Raw genomic sequence first — 15,989 nt, 5'->3', positions numbered from 1 at the left:
GCTACGGATTCCGGGGCATCCCCCTCAAGGACTACCCGCCTCCGCCGTACCGCGTCAGGGGCCGTAAAACCCCTGGTGGCAGCCCTCTCAGGCGCCCGCACGGAAGTGGTCCGCGTGCTCCCTCGCCCACTGGGCGAAGGTCCGCGCCGGCCGGCCGGTGACCTTCTCCACCGTGTCGAGCACGGTCCGGCCCTCCGGCGGCGTGTCCCGGTAGACGTCGATCAGGAACGCGATCACGTCCTCCGGCATGCCCTGGCCCCGCCAGACCTCCAGTGCCTGCTCCTCGGTCAGCTCGACCAGTTCCACGTCCGCGCCCCGCGCCGCCGCGATGGCCGCCGTCTTGTCACCGACGGTCAGCGCCTGCGGGCCGGTGATCAGGTACTCCCGGCCGCCGTGGCCGTCCTCGGTGAGGGCCGCCGCCGCCACCGCCCCGATGTCCCTCTCGTGGACCATCGCGCTCAGCCGGCCCACGAAGGGCTCGCGCACCACGCCCTCGCTCCTGATGCCGGGCGCCCACTCCAGGGCGTTCGCCATGAACTCCACCGGCATCACGACCGTCCAGACGAAGTCGCTCGCGCGCACCGCCGTCTCCATCGGGGTCTCCCCGCCGCCGTGCAGCACGGTCACCCGGCGCACGCCCGCCTTCCGGGCCAGGGCGAGGATCTCCTCACCGGTCTCCAGCGGGGCGGAGAACTCGCCGCCGAAGGTGATGAGGTGCAGCCCGCTCACCCCGTCCAGCGCCGGGCCCAGCGACGCCGGGTCCGTGAGGTCGCCCCGGACGACGTCGACGCCGTCCCGGAACTCCGCCCGCGCCGGGTCGCGGGTCAGGGCCCGGACGTGCTCGCCGCGCTCCAGCAGCTGCTCGACCACGCGGCGGCCGACCGTTCCCGTGGCTCCGGTCACCAGGATCGTCATGAGGTTCCCCTTCGTCGGTACCGGCTCCGTCCGACCGGCAACACGGCCAACGTAGAGACCCTTGCGGACACCTTCCGTCCGCAACCGGGCGGAGGGCCCGGCGGGAATTCACCAGGCGAGCTGGGTGATCTCCTCGGCCACGACGGCGCAGGCGTCGGCGGCCGGATCGATCAGTGGGAAGTGCCCGACGCCGCCGAGCAGCGTCAGCCCCACCATCTCGCCGGACCTGGCCGCCGCGTCGACGTACGCCTCGGAGACGGCCTGCGGTACGACGATGTCCTCGACGCCCTGCACGATCGCGGTGGCGATCCCGGTCGGCAGCAGCACCCCGGGGTCGGCCTGTGCCGCTCGGACCTCGAAGTCGGCATCCCCGCCCAGGAGTTGGGCGACAGCACCGCCGCACACGCCCAGCCCGGCCGCCGTCGTGAAGTCCGCGATCGGGGCCAGGGCGACGACCCCGCGCAGCGGCGGCGGGGCGGGCAGCCGCCACGGCGACCCCTCGGGCAGGACGTGCCGCGCCGCCGCCCACAGGGCGAGGTGCCCGCCCGCCGAGTGCCCGGTGACCACGATCCGCCGCACATCGGCCCCGGGCAGCTCGCGGGCGGCCAGCACGGGCATCGCGTCCATCGCCGCGGCCACGTCGTCGAAGGTCTCCGGCCAGCGCCCCGCGACCGGGTCGGCACCGCTCGGCCGGGTGCCCTCCCCGCCGCGCTGCTGCGGGATGTCGCCGCCGCGCCGGTACTCCACGCTCGCCACGGCGAAGCCCCGGCGGGCCAGGAAGTCCGCGAGCGGGGAGACATGGGCCCGGTCGTACGGGGCCCGCCAGGCGCCGCCGTGCAGGAGGACGACGAGCGGGGCGCCGGTGCGGCCGTCGCGCGGCGCGTAGAAGTCGACGACCTGGTCGGGGTGGTCCCCGTAGGCGGCGGTCCGGTCGGGTGCGACCTCCGGATGCGCGAACGCCGACTCCGTCTCGGCGACGTCCCGATCACGCGCGGCAGAATCCGACATGCTGCTCAACCGTCCTATGCCTGTGTCCAGTGCCTGTGCTCTTGCCCAACTGGGCTGACCTGCGGGGACGGTACCAGCACTCGGCACCGTCCCCGCCCGGTCGAACAGACGGTGACGTCCCGTCAGCCGACGGTGTCCCCGTCGAGCACCTCGGCGAGGATCCGCGCCGCCCGCTCCGCGTCGGCGAACCCCACGTACAGCGGGGTGAAGCCGAACCGCAGCACGTCCGGCCGCCGCAGATCGCCGACGACGCCCCGCTCGATGAGCCGCCGCATCACGGGCTCCGCCCCGTCGCAGCGCAGGGCGACCTGGCTGCCGCGTTCGGCGTGCGCGGCCGGGGTGACGGAGGTGACCCGGCCCTCGGGGACGTACGCCTCGACGCACTCCAGGAAGAAGTCCGTCAGGGCGAGGGACTTGGCCCGCACCGCGTCCACGGAGACCCCGTCCCACACGTCGAGCGCCGCCTCCAGCGTCAGCATGGAGACGATGTCGGGCGTGCCGACCCGGCCCCGTACGGAACCGTCCGCAGGGGTGTAGCCGGGGGTCATGCCGAACGGGTCGGCGTGCGAGTTCCAGCCCGGCAGCGGCGAGTCGAAGGCGGCCTGGTGGCGCTCGGCGACGTACAGGTACGCGGGCGAACCGGGGCCGCCGTTCAGGTACTTGTAGGTGCAGCCGACCGCGAGGTCCACCCCGTGCCCGTCCAGTCCGACGGGCAGCGCGCCGGCGCTGTGGCAGAGGTCCCACACCACGACCGCACCCGCCGCGTGGACGGCGGCGGTCAGTCCGGGCAGGTCGTGCAGCCGGCCGGAGCGGTAGTCGACGTGGTTGAGCAGCACGGCGGCGGTACGCGGGCCGAGCGCGGCCGGGACGTCGGCGGGCGCGACGGGCACGATCCGGTGGCCGGTGAGCCGGGCGGCGGAGGCCGCGATGTACCCGTCCGTGGGAAAGGTCGTGGCGTCAACCAGGATCTCGTCGCGTCCCTCCCCCGCGAGCCGGCCCGCGGCGACGACGGCCTTGAAGACGTTCACGCTGGTCGAGTCACCGACGACGATCTGCCCGGCGGCGGCCCCGACGAGCGGGGCGATCCGGTCGCCGATCCGCTCGGGCGCGGTCCACCAGCCGCTCTCGTCCCAGGACCGGATGCGCAGCTCGCCCCACTGGCGGGTGAGGACGTCCTGGACCCGGGCGGGGACGTGGACGGGCAGCGCGCCCAGCGAGTTGCCGTCGAGGTAGACGCCGTCGTCGAGCGCGAAGAGCTTCCGCCGCGCGGCGAGCGGATCGGCGGCGTCGAGGGCGGCGGCGCGCTTGCGGAGGCCCTCGGTCGCGTTCGCGTTCGCGTTCGTGTCCGTGGACGGGGTCGTGGTCGTGGTCGTGGGCTCAGACATGGCTGCGCGCCGTCCACAGCTCGGGGAACACGTTCTTCGTGGCGCGCTTCTCCAGCCAGGCCACCCCGGCGGAGCCGCCGGTGCCGGTCTTGGAGCCCATCGCGCGCCGGGTGGCGACGAGGTGGTCGTTGCGCCAGCGCCACACCAGCTCGCCGACGTCGGTGAGCAGCTCGCCGAGGCGCACCAGCTCGTCGTTCTGGTCGTCGGAGGCGTAGATCTCCGCCCAGGCGCCCTCGACCTCGGGCGACGGTTCGTACCGCTGGGTCAGGTCCCGGCCGGTGACCGACTCGGGGATCGCGTACCCGCGCCGGGCCAGCAGGGCGAGGGTCTCGTCGTACAGGCTGGGCTCCCCGAGCGCCTTCTCCAGCTCGGCGTACACCCGGGGCGCGCCCCGGTGCGGCACCAGCATGGAGGCGGACTTGTCACCGAGCAGGAACTCCATCCGCCGGTACATCGCCGACTGGAAGCCGGAGCCCTCGCCGAGGGAGCCCCGGTAGGAGTTGAACTGGGCGGGGGTGAGTCCGGCCAGCGGCCGCCAGGACTCGTTGAGCGCCTCCAGCTCGCGCAGCGAACGCTTCAGCGCGTCGCGCGCCACGGGTATGCGGTCCTCGCGCAGGGCGCGGGTCGCGGTCTCCCACTCATGGACGATGACCGTGAACCACAGCTCCATGACCTGGGTGGTGACCAGGAAGACCATCTCGCCGGGATCGTCCGAGCGCAGGTGCTGGAGGTGGGTCAGGACATCCGCCTGGACATAGTCCTCGTACGGAGTCGTTCCCGCGAAGTCCAGGTGCGGGGTGTCCGCACCGGTGGCTTCGGGGTCGGGGTGGTTCGTCGACATTTCTGTCTCCTCGACACGAGCTTCCGGGTAGCGGTCCGCCCCTTCCGTGAGGTGATGGAGCTCCGGTCCCCTGCTCGCATACTAAGCCGCTCCCCGCCCGATGTGCTCGGGCGGGGAGCGGCTCCGGAGTACGTACCCGGGTTCAGCTCAGGATGTCGGCGGCGGTCGGCGAGGAGTCCCGCAGGAACGTCGAGCAGCGCTCGTGCTCCTCGGTCTCGCCGATCGACCCGGCGGCCCGCGCCAGGGCGTGCAGGGCGCGCAGGAAGCCGCGGTTCGGCTCGTGCTCGAACGGGACGGGGCCGTGGCCCTTCCAGCCGGCCCGGCGCAGGGAGTCGAGGCCGCGGTGGTAGCCGGTACGGGCGTACGCGTACGACTCGATGACCCGGCCGCCCTCGAACGCCTCGTCGGCGAGCTGCGCCCAGGCGAGCGAGGAGGTGGGGTACTTCGCGGCGACCTCGGCGGGCGGGGTGCCGGCGGCGAGCAGCTCGCGCGGCTCCGGGTCGTCGGGGAGGTGGGTCGGGGCGGGGCCCCCGAGCAGGTTCTCGTGGATGGACATGGCTCAAGTGTGCCTGCCGCGACGCCCCGGCGGCACCGCGCCCCGTCCCCGTGGCCCAGCGCGCTCCCACGGGCTCCGGGCCCCTCGCCGGGGCACGGGTCACGGCTCGGCGCGGGACGCGCGCTCCGGCTCCAGCGGCGGCGCGGTGACCCCGCAGTGCACGGCGCACTCGGGCCGCTCGCCCCGGACGGCGGCGGCCGGGGCGCGCACCGTCCACCAGGCGATGACCGCGCCCGCCACCAGCAGCCCGGCGCACATCGGCATCGCCCGCCGGAAGGTCGCCGCGAACTCCCCCGCGTCCCGGTACGCCTCCGGCCCCATCCCGGCGAGCAGCGGCAGCGCGGCCACCGCGATGAGCCCCGCGGCCCGCGCGGCGGCGTTGTTGATGCCGCTGGCCAGCCCCGCCCGCCCGGCGTCCACGGCGGCCAGGACGGTCGCGGTGAGCGGCGCGACGACCACGACGAGCCCGGCGCCGAGCACCAGGACGGCGGGCAGCACCTCACCGGCGTACGAGCCGACGGACGGGGTGCCGGGCCCCACCCGCAGCATCAGGAGCATCCCGGCGGCGGCCAGCAGCGGCCCCACGGTGAGGGGGATGCGGGGCCCGATCCGCCGCCCCAGCTCACCCGACCAGGCGGAGAACAGCAGCATGAGGACCGTGGTCGGCAGCAGCGCGGTCCCGGCCCCCAGCGCCGAGTATCCGGCCACCACCTGGAGCTGGATCGCGGAGAGGAAGAAGAAGCCGCCGAGGGCCGCGTAGACGCAGAAGGTCACCAGGTTGACCGAGGTGAACAGCCGGGAGCGGAAGATCGACGGCGGCAGCATGGGATCCGCCCGCCGCTGCTCGACCAGGACGAACGCCACGCCGAGGGCCACCCCGCCGAGGGCCGACCCGATCACCGTCGGCGACGCGCCCCGCCCCGGGGCCTCGATCAGGGCATAGGTCACCCCGGCGAGCGCCAGTGCCCCGAGGACGGCCCCCAGCACGTCGAACCGGCCGTGCGCCGCCGGATCCCGTGACTCCGGTACGTGCCGGAGCGCGACGGGCACGCAGATCGCGGCGAGCGGCACATTGAGCAGGAACACCCAGCGCCATCCGGGCCCGTCGACGAGCCACCCGCCCACGAAGGGCCCCACGGCCGCCCCGACCCCGCCGAACCCGGACCAGAGCCCCACGGCCCGCGCCCGGTCGTCCGGATGGAAGCTCGCCTGGATGAGCGCGAGGGACCCCGGCGTGAGCAGCGCGCCGCCGACGCCCTGGAGGGCCCGTGCGGCGACGAGGACGCCCGCGTTCGGCGCGATCCCGCAGAGCAGGGAGGCCAGCGCGAACCACACCACCCCCACCACGAACACCCGTCGCCGCCCGTACCGGTCCCCGAGCGCCCCGCCGAGGAGGATCAGCCCGGCGAGCGTGAGCATGTACGCGTTGACGGTCCACTGGAGCGCGGCCATGTCGGTGCCGAGGTCCTCGCCGATGCGGGGCAGGGCCACGTTGATCACCGTGGAGTCCAGCATCGCCATGCTGGAGCCGAGCACGGTGGTCAGCACGACCCACCGCCCGACGGACGAGGCGACCCGGATCTCTCCGGGCGCGGGGGCATCAGCCATGGGAGCAGCATCCCGGCTGCTCCCGCCCCCTGCCACCGGGACCGGCCGTCAGCCCGCCCGCTGTCCCCCGGCCCGGGGAAGCCGCACCACGGCCGTCCCGCCGTCGAGATCGACAAGGGTCCGGTGGGGCGGCGCCCCGTCCTCCTCGTCGTCCCGCAGGAGCAGGGCGGACTGCCGCTCCTTGAGCTCGCTCTGCTTGCCCGGCGAGAAGGTCGCGTGGAGCTGCTCGAACCCGGTCGCCGATATCTGCCCCTGCCTGGCGCTGTTCCGCCACGGCAACAGCCCGGCCCGCCCGGCGCGCAGCAGAAGCTGATCGAGGAAGGCGAGGGCTGTCAACAGGATGACCAACCCGGGCAACGTCAGGAACACGAGAAAGGCCATACGCCCGAGTGTGCCTCCCCCTCAAGCCCTTCCGCACCTCCCGGGCCGCAATCCAGCCCCTCCGGCGGTTGAGGAGCGGGGGCGCGGGGGCAGAGCCCTCGCCACGGGGGCCCGGGGCGGCGCCCCCGCAACCACCGCTACCGCACGGCCCCCACCGCTCGGATCAGCGCCTCCACACCCAGCTCGGCCTTCCCCCGGGGACACCCCACGTTCAGCCGGACGAACCCGGGCGCCCCGTAGACGGAGCCTCCCATGATCGCCACCCGCTCCCGCTCCACCAGCACCCGCTGCAACGCCTCGTCGTCCACCCCCAGCGGACGCAGGTCGATCCAGGCCAGATACCCGGCCTGCGGCGGCTCCCAGCCCAGCTCGGGGAGGGCCGCGCCCAGCCGCTCCGCGACGTGGTCCAGGTTCCCCGCCACATACGCCCGTACCGCGTCCAGCCACGCCGCGCCCTCCCGGTACGCCGCGATGTGCGCGGTCAGCGACAGCACGGCCGGCGACGCCAGCCCCTCCCCCGTCTCCATCCGGCGCAGATACTCGGCCCGGTCGGCCGGATCGCCGATCAGCCCGTACGAACCGGTCAGCGCCGGAAAGTTGAACGCCTTCGACCCGGAGGAGATGAGCGCCCAGCGCCCGCCGCCCGCCACCCGCGTCCACGGCACATGGCCGCGCCCCGCGCGCTCCTCGTGCACGAAGTCCGCGTGGATCTCGTCGCTGATCACCGCGACCCCGTACCGCTCGGCCAGCGCGGCCGTCCGGGCCAGCTCGTCGGCCGTCCACACCCGACCCGTCGGGTTGTGCGGCGAGCACAGCACCAGCACCTTCGCGTCCGCCCGCGACAGCGCGCGCTCCAGCGCCTCCTCGTCCCCCACCGGCACCCCCCGCAGCTCACGCCCGAGCCCGGTGATCGCCTTGCGGAAGCCGTCGTACGTGGGGGTGTGGACGACGACGCCGTCCCCCTCCGCCGTCCACATCCGCAGCAGCTGGGAGAGCTGGTTGAGCACGGACGGGCCGTAGACCAGCTGCCCGGTGTCGATCGTGGTGTCGTACCGGGTCGCGTACCAGTGGGCTATCGCCGAGCGGAAGTCGTCCTGCTGCCAGGTGGTGTAGCCGAACACCCCGTGCTCCAGACGGGCCCGGAGCGCGGCCAGCACCTCGGGGGCGGTGGCGAAGTCCATGTCGGAGATGGTGAACGGCAGCAGCCCGTCGACCCCGAACCGGTCGGCGACCCCGTCCCACTGGACGCACCAGGTGCCCCGGCGGTCGACGACGGTGTCGAAATCGTAAGTCGCACCCACAGCGGGGCCTCGTTTCTCTCTCCCGGCACGGCAACGGGCCCGGCCCTCTGGAGGAGGACCGGGCCCGACACCGTACGTCCGTGCGGACGGGTGGTTACTTCAGCTTCGTACCCGTGGAGCGCAGGTGCCCGCACGCCTCGGTGACGCGCGCGGCCATGCCCGCCTCGGCGGCCTTGCCCCAGGTACGGGGGTCGTAGGTCTTCTTGTTGCCGACCTCGCCGTCGACCTTCAGGACACCGTCGTAGTTGCGGAACATGTGGTCCACGACCGGGCGGGTGAAGGCGTACTGGGTGTCGGTGTCGAGGTTCATCTTCACGACGCCGTTCTCCAGCGCGGTGGCGATCTCCTCGGCGGTGGAGCCCGAGCCGCCGTGGAAGACGAAGTCGAACGGCTGGCTGCCGGCCGGCTTGCCGTACTTCTCGGAGACGCCCGCCTGGAGGTCCTTCAGCAGCTCGGGACGGAGCACGACGTTGCCCGGCTTGTAGACGCCGTGGACGTTGCCGAAGGAGGCGGCCAGCAGGTAGCGGCCCTTCTCGCCCAGGCCGAGCGCCTCGGCGGTGCGCAGCGCGTCGTCGACGGTCGTGTACAGCTCGTCGTTGATCTCGTGCGTGACGCCGTCCTCCTCACCGCCGGTCGGGGTGATCTCGACCTCGAGGATGATCCTGGCGGCGGCGGCCTTGGCCAGCAGCTCCTGGCCGATGGCCAGGTTGTCGGCGAGGGTCTCGGCCGAGCCGTCCCACATGTGCGACTGGAACAGCGGGTTCAGACCCTTGGCGACGCGCTCCGCGGAGACGTCGAGCAGCGGACGTACGTAACCGTCCAGCTTGTCCTTGGGGCAGTGGTCGGTGTGCAGCGCGATGGTGACGTCGTACTTCGCCGCGACGATGTGCGCGAACTCGGCCAGGGCGACCGCACCCGTGACCATGTCCTTGCTGTACTGGCCGCCCAGGAACTCCGCACCGCCGGTGGAGATCTGGACGATGCCGTCGCTCTCCGCCTCCGCGAAGCCGCGCAGGGCGGCGTGCAGGGTCTGGGACGAGGTGACGTTGATGGCCGGGTAGGCGAACTTGCCCGCCTTTGCCCGGTCGAGCATCTCGGCGTACGCCTCGGGGGTTGCGATGGGCATCTGACCGCTCCTTGGGATGTGCGGGTGTGCAGGCTGTGAGTCCCTGACCTGGGGGCGACGTCATCGTCGCCCCCATCTTCCCAGACTCCTCATCCGGCTCCACCCGGCGGACCCGGTTTCACGTGAAACCGGCCGCCGCGGGCTCAGCCCAGGTCGAGATCGGCCACCGAGTAGACGTGGACGTAGGGCAGACCGGCCTCGGCGATCGCCGGGGCGGCACCGCGCTCCACGATCACGGCGACGGCGACGACCTCGCCGCCCGCCTCGCGCACCGCCTCGACGGCGGTCAGCGGCGAACCGCCCGTGGTCGACGTGTCCTCGACGACCAGGCAGCGGCGGCCCTTCACGTCGGTGCCCTCGATCCGGCGCTGCATCCCGTGCGCCTTCTGCGCCTTGCGGACGACGAACGCGTCCAGGCTCCTGCCCCGGGCGGCGGAGGCGTGCAGCATCGAGGTGGCGACCGGGTCGGCGCCGAGCGTCAGCCCGCCGACGCAGTCGTAGTCCAGCTCGGCGGTGGCGTCGAGCATGACCTGGCCGACCAGCGGCGCGGCCCTGCCGTCCAGCGTGATCCGGCGCAGGTCGATGTACCAGTCGGCTTCCAGCCCCGAGGAGAGGGTCACCTTGCCGTGCACCACGGCCTTGTCCTTGATCTGCTGGAGCAGGTCAGCGCGTACGTCAGTCATGTCCACGAGGGTAAGCGGTGTCGCACCGGCCCTCTGCCGGGCACCGGCTCAGAGCCGCGTCCAGCTCCACGTCGTCGTGATCTCCAGCGGGTCGATCGGGGTCACCAGCCGGGGCGCGGTGTTCAGCCCGTTCGGCGGCCCGGACTGCGGCTCGACGCAGACGGCCTCGTCCTGCTCGTCGTAGACGACCACCCACGCGCTGCGGCTCTTCACCCTCAGCTCCAGCCGCTCCGGCCAGGTGAGCTTCACGTCGACGCCGTCGGGCATGCCGAAGCAGTCGTCCCACGGGCCGGGCAGGGGGTCGATGCGACGGCCGGTCGGCAGATGGTCCGCGCCGCGCTCCTCCTGCCAGGCGGCGTCGAAGGACAGCTCGGCGGCCACGCCGTCGACGGTGCGGTGGAACCACGGGTGCCAGCCGGCCTGGGCGGGGAAGGAGTCGCGTGACGTCTCGACGGCGAGGCCCAGCGTCAGCGCGTCCCCGGTCAGCTCGAAGGTCTGCGTCACCCGGCCCCGGTACGGCCAGGGCTCGGCGAGGTCGTAGTAGAACGCGGCCCGCCCCTCGTCCAGGTCGGCGGCCGTGAACGCCGGCTGCCAGGAGGTGTCCCGGCCGGTGCCGTGGATGGCGTGCGGCGGGGAGTTCAGCGGCAGCCGGTGGAGCTCGTCGCCGTTGCGGAACTGTCCGTTCCCGGTGCGCCCGCACCAGGGCACCATCGGGAAGCAGCCGTAGCGCTCGCCCTGGCGGAGCAGTTCGGTGCCCCCGATCCGCAGGCTGCTGATCCGGCAGCCGTGCCCGGGGTCGACGGTCAACTCGGCTTCGCCGACGGTCAGCCTGACGTTCTCTTCGCTCCTGCTCACCCGACGACCCTACTGGCCCGCCCCGCCTCCGGCGCCCGTCGCCTCCGCCGCCCGCCCCTCACCTCCGGCGACGCAACGCCCGGCCGAGCACCACGGCGGAGGCGAGCGCGAGGGCGGCGGCGGGGGCGACCCACCGCAGGGTGGTGCTCGCCCCGCCCGCCTCCGGGGAGGGCACGGGGGCGTAGCGGCCCCGCGGGGGCGCGTGGTCGACCTCCTCGGCGCTGCGCCCGATCATGGTGCGGCGGGCGTGCGCGGCCTCGGCGGGCGGTTCGTCCGGAACGGTGAACTCCACCCCGGCGACGGGATCGAGCGAGGGCGGCGGCACGGGCGAGTCGAACACGGACCCGGACTCCTCCGCATCGGGATCGCGTACCTCGGCCTCCGCACCCGCCTCCGCCTCGGCCCTGACCTCCGCGCCGGACTCAGCGCCGGCCCCGGCACCGTCTCCGGCCTCCGCCCCGGCACCGGAAGAACCAGCTCCGTCCCCGGCGCCGTCGGCCGCCTCCTCATCACCCGCGAGCCCCTCGGCGACCGCCGAGCCGTCCCCGTCCCCGTCGCCGTCCCCGTCCCCGTCGCCGTCGCCGTCGCCGTGGCCGTCCCCGTCGTCGCCGTCGCTCTCCGCGCCCGCGTCCCGCTCCGCCAGCGACTCCGTCACCAGCTGCTGGGTGAAACGGTCCAGGAGCCGGTGGGCGGCCGCGAGCGCCGCGCCCTCCTCCAGCTCGACCAGCCGCCCGTCCCCGCTCGCCGTGCCGCTGTAGGCGAGCGCCGTCCCGCCGTCCGCCTCCGTGAGGCCGATGGCCAGAACCAGCTCGACCGCACCGGCGCCCCGGGCCTCCACGCCCCGCCCGGTCACCGAGAAGCGCGGCCCGCCCGAACCTCCGGGCTCCTCCGGACCGGTGAGCCGCAGCTCGCCCCGGTAGGTGATGGTGTGGCCGCCGGCCCGCAGCTTCAGCCGGCCCGCCAGGGGCGACGCCGACGCGTCGGCGTCCTGCTGGAGTCCGGGGACGCAACGGGCGACCCGGGCGGGGTCGGCCAGCGTGCGCAGCAGCGTCGGGACGGGAACCGGAACGAACACCTCATGCTCCATGGAAACCGAGCCTAATCGGCCATGGCCCGGACGTCAGCGCTTCCACCCGCCGAAAGCCGGGCGCGCTCACACGTCCTCCCGGTAACGGGGGTGGACCAGCGTCGACGGAATCAGCCCGGGGAGCCGGGCGTCGTCCGCCGCACGCGCCCCCTCCCGCAGTTCCCGGCCGCCCAGCGACCGCGGCACGGGCCCGCCGGCGGCCAGCGAGGGCTGCGGCGCCGCGCCCGGTCCGGCGAGGAGGAAGCCCCAGTCCTCCCGCTCCCGGTCCTCGCCGCCGCCCCGGTCCGGGCCGGTGGCGAGGCCCGTGTACCGGCCGGTGACGCTGTACGGGCGGGTCGCGAGGCCGCCCGCGCGCATCGATGCCTCCACCGTCCAGAAGGTCTGCGGCCGGGTGCCCAGCGGCCCCGCGTGCACCACGAGCCGCCCGTCCGGGGCCAGGGCCTCCGCGACCAGCCCGTAGAACTCGGCGGAGTACAGCTTCGTGCTGGCGGTGATGCCCGGGTCCGGGAGGTCGGAGACCACCACGTCGTAGCGCCCCCGGTCGGCCCGGAGCCAGGGGAACGCGTCCGCCCCGACCACCGAGACGCGGGGGTCGCGGAAGGCGTGGCCGTTCAGCTCGGAGAGAGCGGGGTCCGTGCGGGCCAGTCGGGTGACGCCCGCGTCCAGTTCGACGACGGTGACCGAGCGGACGTCCCGGTAGCGCAGCACCTCGCGGGCGGCCAGTCCGTCGCCGCCGCCCAGGATGAGCACGCGGGCGCGGGGCCCGTCCATCGCGGGGTGCACCAGCGCCTCGTGGTAGCGGTACTCGTCGCGGGCGCTGACCCGCAGCCGGCCGTCCAGATAGAGGTCGAGGGAATCGCGGTCCGCGCCGGTCAGGACGACCTCCTGCACCTCGGTCTGCACGGCGACCCGCACCTGGTCCCCGTACACCGCCCGCCGCGCCGCCCGCTCGAAGTCGTCGACCAGCACCGTGGCGACGGCCAGGACCGCGATCACCGAGCCGTTGACCAGGACGAGGAGCCACCGGGAGCGGGTGGTGAGGTCGCGCCGGAACACCCACAGGACCAGCGCGGCGCCCGCCGCCGCGTTGATCCCGCCGGTGAACAGCGCACCCGTCAACTGCCCCAGCAACGGCAGCAGCAGGAACGGGAACGCGAGCCCGCCGACCAGCGCGCCCACGTAGTCGGCGGCGAAGAGGTCGGCGACGGTCCCGCCCGCGTCCTGCCGGTCGACGCGCTGGATCAGCGTCATCAGCAACGGGATCTCCGCGCCGATCAGCACCCCGATCGTCAGCGAGAACCCGACCAGGGCGTACTGCGAGTCGCCGAGCCAGGCGAACGAGGCGTAGAGCACCAGCGCGGAGGAGCCGCCGATCAGCGCGAGGGCCGCCTCGACCATGCCGAAACCGACGGCGGCATGGCAGCGCAAACGTTTCGCGAGAAGGGAGCCGATGCCCATCGCGAACACCATCACGGAGAGCACGACGGAGGCCTGGGTGACCGAATCGCCGATCAGGTAGGAGGCGAGCGCGACCAGTTCGAGCTCGTAGACGAGACCGCACGCGGCGCAGACGAAGACCGCGGCCAGCACGAGGAACCGGCCGGTCCTCGGCCGTACGGGAAGCCGCGCCGCGCCCCCTCGCAGCGATATCTGCTGGTCGATCATGGTGCGAACGCTACGTCACCGCACCATCGCCGCCTGTCACCCACACGGGTGTAAGTGCCCCCGCCGGTCACGCCGCGGGCGCCGGAATCCGCACCCCCACCCTGGTCCGGGTCACCACCAACTGCCCCTCCTGCGGGTAGGCGTGCCAGGTGCGCCACCGCACCTGGCCCTCGGTGCGCTGGGCGAGCATCGCGGTGAAGGCGTACGGGCTGCCGGGGAAGGTGCCCGCCAGGCCGTGCGGGTGGTCGCTCACGAGCGCGAGCAGTTCCTGTGCCCGCCCGGCGAACTGCCCCTGGGTCAGGGTCTCGACGCGGGCGGCGAATTCGTACTCCCAGTCCCCGAGCCGCTTCGCGACGCCGAGGGGCAGGGGGGTGCTGCTGCCGGGCATACAGGCCACGGTCTCGGAGCAGACACCGCGGTCCTCCTGGAGGAGGACCTGATGGGAGGCGCCGAGCAGCCTCAACTGGACTTCGGCGCCGTCGAGCTGGAGGTCGAGGACCGCCAGGGCGGGCAGCGGCTCCCGTCCCAGCATCCAGGCCAGGTCGGCGGCGCGGGTATCGGTGTAGGCCGTCTGGAGGGTGGTGAGCATGGGTGGGCTCCGCAAACACGCATGGACACCTGGACAGCAGGGCGCCCCGGATGACCGCACGTGGGAGGTGGGGAGCGCCCGATCTGGTCCAACTGGGGTCCGAGGGCTGATTGTTCTCTTCCACGAGGGAATCACGAGTTACGCGCACTCACAGCGTTTTCGCCCAACTTGCCGTGGTTTCCATCCCCTCGGGGGCCCAAGGGTTCACTTGTTCAACAAAAAGCGTCCGAGTCGCTCAACGAAAGAGCGTCCGGAGGGAGTTCACCCTCCGGACGCTCGGCGTCATGTCACTTCCGGTGACCGCGCGACGGTGTCCCGTCAGCTGCTGCCTCCGCCGCAGCCGCCCCCGCCGCCCCCGCACGACGAGCCGCCGCCGCAGGAGTGCCCGCCGGAGCCGTCGCCGTTGGAGTCGCCCCCCGACCACCAGCCCCCGGAACTGCCCCCGCCGTCGGCCGAGGCCCCGCTCGCGGAGCGCCGGCGTCCGGGCCGCGACTTCGACGGCCCGCTCCCGCCGGTGGCCCGCAGACCGGCCAGCAGCGCTCCGACGACGACCACCGAGACCAGCACCGCGATGAAGACGCTCATGCTCCCCACCCGCCCTTCTCTTCCCCCGAAGCGAGGTCCCCCGTCGCTTCCCCGTTGTTGTGTGACAGGGGGATTCCCCAGCCATCCTCGCGCCAAAGCGGACTTGAGCAACTCCAGAGCTTCGGCCCAGGATGGCGCCCATGACACAGGGACGAGCGACACAGGGAACCCCGGCGGAGAAGCGGCCGCTGCTCAACCGCAGCCTCGCCGGGTTCGGCACGACGATCTTCGCGGAGATGTCCGCGCTGGCGGTGCGGACCGGCTCCATCAACCTCGGCCAGGGCTTCCCCGACACCGACGGACCCGAGGAGATCCGGGAGGCGGCGGTCCGGGCGCTGCGCGCCGGGCACGGCAACCAGTACCCGCCGGGCCCCGGCGTCCCGGAGCTGCGCACCGCCGTCGCCGCCCACCAGGAACGCTTCTACGGCCTGACCTGGTCCCCGGACACGGAGGTCCTGGTGACGACCGGCGCCACGGAGGCGATCGCCGCCTCCCTGCTCGCCCTCCTCGAACCGGGCGACGAGGTCATCGCGTTCGAGCCGTACTACGACTCGTACGCCGCCTGCATCGCCCTGGCGGGCGCGAAGCGCGTACCGCTCACCCTCCGCGCCCCGGACTTCCGCCCGGACCTCGACGAACTGCGCACCCTGATCACCCCGCGCACCCGCCTCCTGCTCCTGAACACCCCGCACAACCCGACCGGCGCGGTGCTCACCTCCGACGAACTCGCCGGGATCGCCGCCCTGGCGGTGGAGCACGATCTGCTGGTGGTCACCGACGAGGTGTACGAGCACCTGGTCTTCACCGGGGCGCACCACCCGATCGCCGCGCTGCCAGGGATGCGCGGGCGCACGGTGTCGATCTCCTCGTCGGGCAAGACGTTCTCGTACACCGGGTGGAAGATCGGCTGGGTGACCGGGGACGCGGCGCTGGTGGCCGCCGTGCGGGCGGCGAAGCAGTATCTGACCTTCGTGAGCGGAGGCCCGTTCCAGTACGCGATCGCCGAGGCGCTGGCCCTGCCCGACGCCTTCTTCACCGACTTCCGCGAAGGCATGCGCCGCAAGCGGGACCTGCTGGCGAAGGGGCTGCGCGCCGCGGGCTTCCGGGTGTACGAGCCGGAGGGGACGTACTTCATCACCACCGACATCTCCCCGTTCGGCGACGAGGACGCGGGCGCCTTCTGCCGCGCGCTCCCCGAGCGCTGCGGGGTGGCGGCCGTGCCGAACTCGGTCTTCTACGACGACCCGGAGGCGGGCCGCAGCCAGGTCCGCTTCACCTTCTGCAAGAAGGACGAGGTGCTGGAGGAGGCGGTGGAGCGGCTGGCCCGGCTGGGCTGAACACGCGGACGGCCCGGCGGCCGGTCGTGACGACCGGCCGCCGGGCCGTTCCCGTTCGCTGCGGGGA

General features: G+C 73.6%; 16 protein-coding genes. 1 reads left to right on the top strand and 15 read right to left on the bottom strand.

Going from position 1 to position 15,989, the window contains the following annotated elements:
• Nucleotides 1-87 precede the first annotated feature (87 nt).
• From OG245_RS20005 to OG245_RS19935, 15 genes are all read right to left on the bottom strand, one after another.
• A complete protein-coding gene (locus OG245_RS20005) occupies nucleotides 88-915 on the bottom strand; it encodes an NAD(P)H-binding protein (RefSeq protein ID WP_371624861.1) in 828 nt (275 codons plus the stop codon).
• Nucleotides 916-1,023: 108 nt separating this feature from the next.
• Nucleotides 1,024-1,923, bottom strand: a complete 900-nt coding sequence (locus OG245_RS20000) for an alpha/beta hydrolase (protein ID WP_371624860.1) — start codon at nucleotides 1,921-1,923, stop codon at nucleotides 1,024-1,026.
• Nucleotides 1,924-2,045: 122 nt separating this feature from the next.
• The gene (kynU, locus tag OG245_RS19995; protein ID WP_371624859.1) at nucleotides 2,046-3,308 is read right to left on the bottom strand and encodes a kynureninase; all 1,263 of its coding nucleotides are present in this window, start codon (nucleotides 3,306-3,308) and stop codon (nucleotides 2,046-2,048) included.
• On the bottom strand, nucleotides 3,301-4,149 hold the full coding sequence (locus OG245_RS19990) for a tryptophan 2,3-dioxygenase family protein (protein ID WP_371624858.1): 849 nt from the start codon (nucleotides 4,147-4,149) through the stop codon (nucleotides 3,301-3,303). Before OG245_RS19990 ends, kynU begins: the two co-directional genes overlap by 8 nt.
• 142 nt (nucleotides 4,150-4,291) lie before the next feature.
• Nucleotides 4,292-4,705, bottom strand: coding sequence for a DUF3151 domain-containing protein (locus tag OG245_RS19985; protein WP_015609558.1), 414 nt, complete (start codon nucleotides 4,703-4,705; stop codon nucleotides 4,292-4,294).
• A gap of 99 nt (nucleotides 4,706-4,804) precedes the next feature.
• Entirely contained in the window at nucleotides 4,805-6,313 is a 1,509-nt protein-coding gene (locus OG245_RS19980; protein WP_371624857.1) for a DHA2 family efflux MFS transporter permease subunit, read from the bottom strand.
• Between the two features lie 48 nt (nucleotides 6,314-6,361).
• Nucleotides 6,362-6,694: a DUF6191 domain-containing protein gene (locus tag OG245_RS19975; RefSeq protein WP_371624856.1), complete on the bottom strand. Its 333-nt coding sequence runs from the start codon at nucleotides 6,692-6,694 to the stop codon at nucleotides 6,362-6,364.
• A 137-nt stretch (nucleotides 6,695-6,831) separates the two neighbouring features.
• Nucleotides 6,832-7,995: a MalY/PatB family protein gene (locus OG245_RS19970; RefSeq protein WP_371624855.1), complete on the bottom strand. Its 1,164-nt coding sequence runs from the start codon at nucleotides 7,993-7,995 to the stop codon at nucleotides 6,832-6,834.
• Nucleotides 7,996-8,089: 94 nt separating this feature from the next.
• Nucleotides 8,090-9,121, bottom strand: coding sequence for a class II fructose-bisphosphate aldolase (gene fbaA / locus OG245_RS19965; protein WP_371624854.1), 1,032 nt, complete (start codon nucleotides 9,119-9,121; stop codon nucleotides 8,090-8,092).
• Between the two features lie 143 nt (nucleotides 9,122-9,264).
• Nucleotides 9,265-9,804 carry an orotate phosphoribosyltransferase gene (gene pyrE, locus OG245_RS19960; RefSeq protein WP_371624853.1) on the bottom strand — a complete coding sequence of 180 codons (540 nt, stop codon included), beginning with the start codon at nucleotides 9,802-9,804 and terminating at the stop codon, nucleotides 9,265-9,267.
• Between the two features lie 48 nt (nucleotides 9,805-9,852).
• Nucleotides 9,853-10,659 (bottom strand): aldose 1-epimerase, encoded by an 807-nt coding sequence (locus tag OG245_RS19955; RefSeq protein ID WP_371624852.1) that lies wholly within the window; start codon nucleotides 10,657-10,659, stop codon nucleotides 9,853-9,855.
• Nucleotides 10,660-10,717: 58 nt separating this feature from the next.
• A complete protein-coding gene (locus OG245_RS19950) occupies nucleotides 10,718-11,746 on the bottom strand; it encodes an SRPBCC domain-containing protein (RefSeq protein ID WP_371624851.1) in 1,029 nt (342 codons plus the stop codon).
• A gap of 66 nt (nucleotides 11,747-11,812) precedes the next feature.
• Complete coding sequence (locus OG245_RS19945; protein ID WP_371624850.1) at nucleotides 11,813-13,411, bottom strand: polyamine aminopropyltransferase; 1,599 nt, start codon at nucleotides 13,409-13,411, stop codon at nucleotides 11,813-11,815.
• 67 nt (nucleotides 13,412-13,478) lie between these two features.
• The gene (locus OG245_RS19940; RefSeq protein ID WP_371624849.1) at nucleotides 13,479-14,000 is read right to left on the bottom strand and encodes a DUF2617 family protein; all 522 of its coding nucleotides are present in this window, start codon (nucleotides 13,998-14,000) and stop codon (nucleotides 13,479-13,481) included.
• A 318-nt stretch (nucleotides 14,001-14,318) separates the two neighbouring features.
• Nucleotides 14,319-14,585, bottom strand: a complete 267-nt coding sequence (locus tag OG245_RS19935; protein ID WP_371624848.1) for a hypothetical protein — start codon at nucleotides 14,583-14,585, stop codon at nucleotides 14,319-14,321.
• Nucleotides 14,586-14,725: 140 nt separating this feature from the next.
• Between OG245_RS19935 and OG245_RS19930 the strand changes: the two genes are divergently transcribed.
• On the top strand, nucleotides 14,726-15,922 hold the full coding sequence (locus OG245_RS19930; protein WP_371624847.1) for a pyridoxal phosphate-dependent aminotransferase: 1,197 nt from the start codon (nucleotides 14,726-14,728) through the stop codon (nucleotides 15,920-15,922).
• The last annotated feature ends 67 nt before the right edge of the window (nucleotides 15,923-15,989 follow it).

This window comes from Streptomyces sp. NBC_01116 (genome assembly GCF_041435495.1).
In the GTDB taxonomy this organism is placed as follows: domain Bacteria; phylum Actinomycetota; class Actinomycetes; order Streptomycetales; family Streptomycetaceae; genus Streptomyces.
The sequence above is the reverse complement of the archived record's forward strand: the minus strand, read 5'-3'. Positions and strand labels throughout refer to the sequence as shown.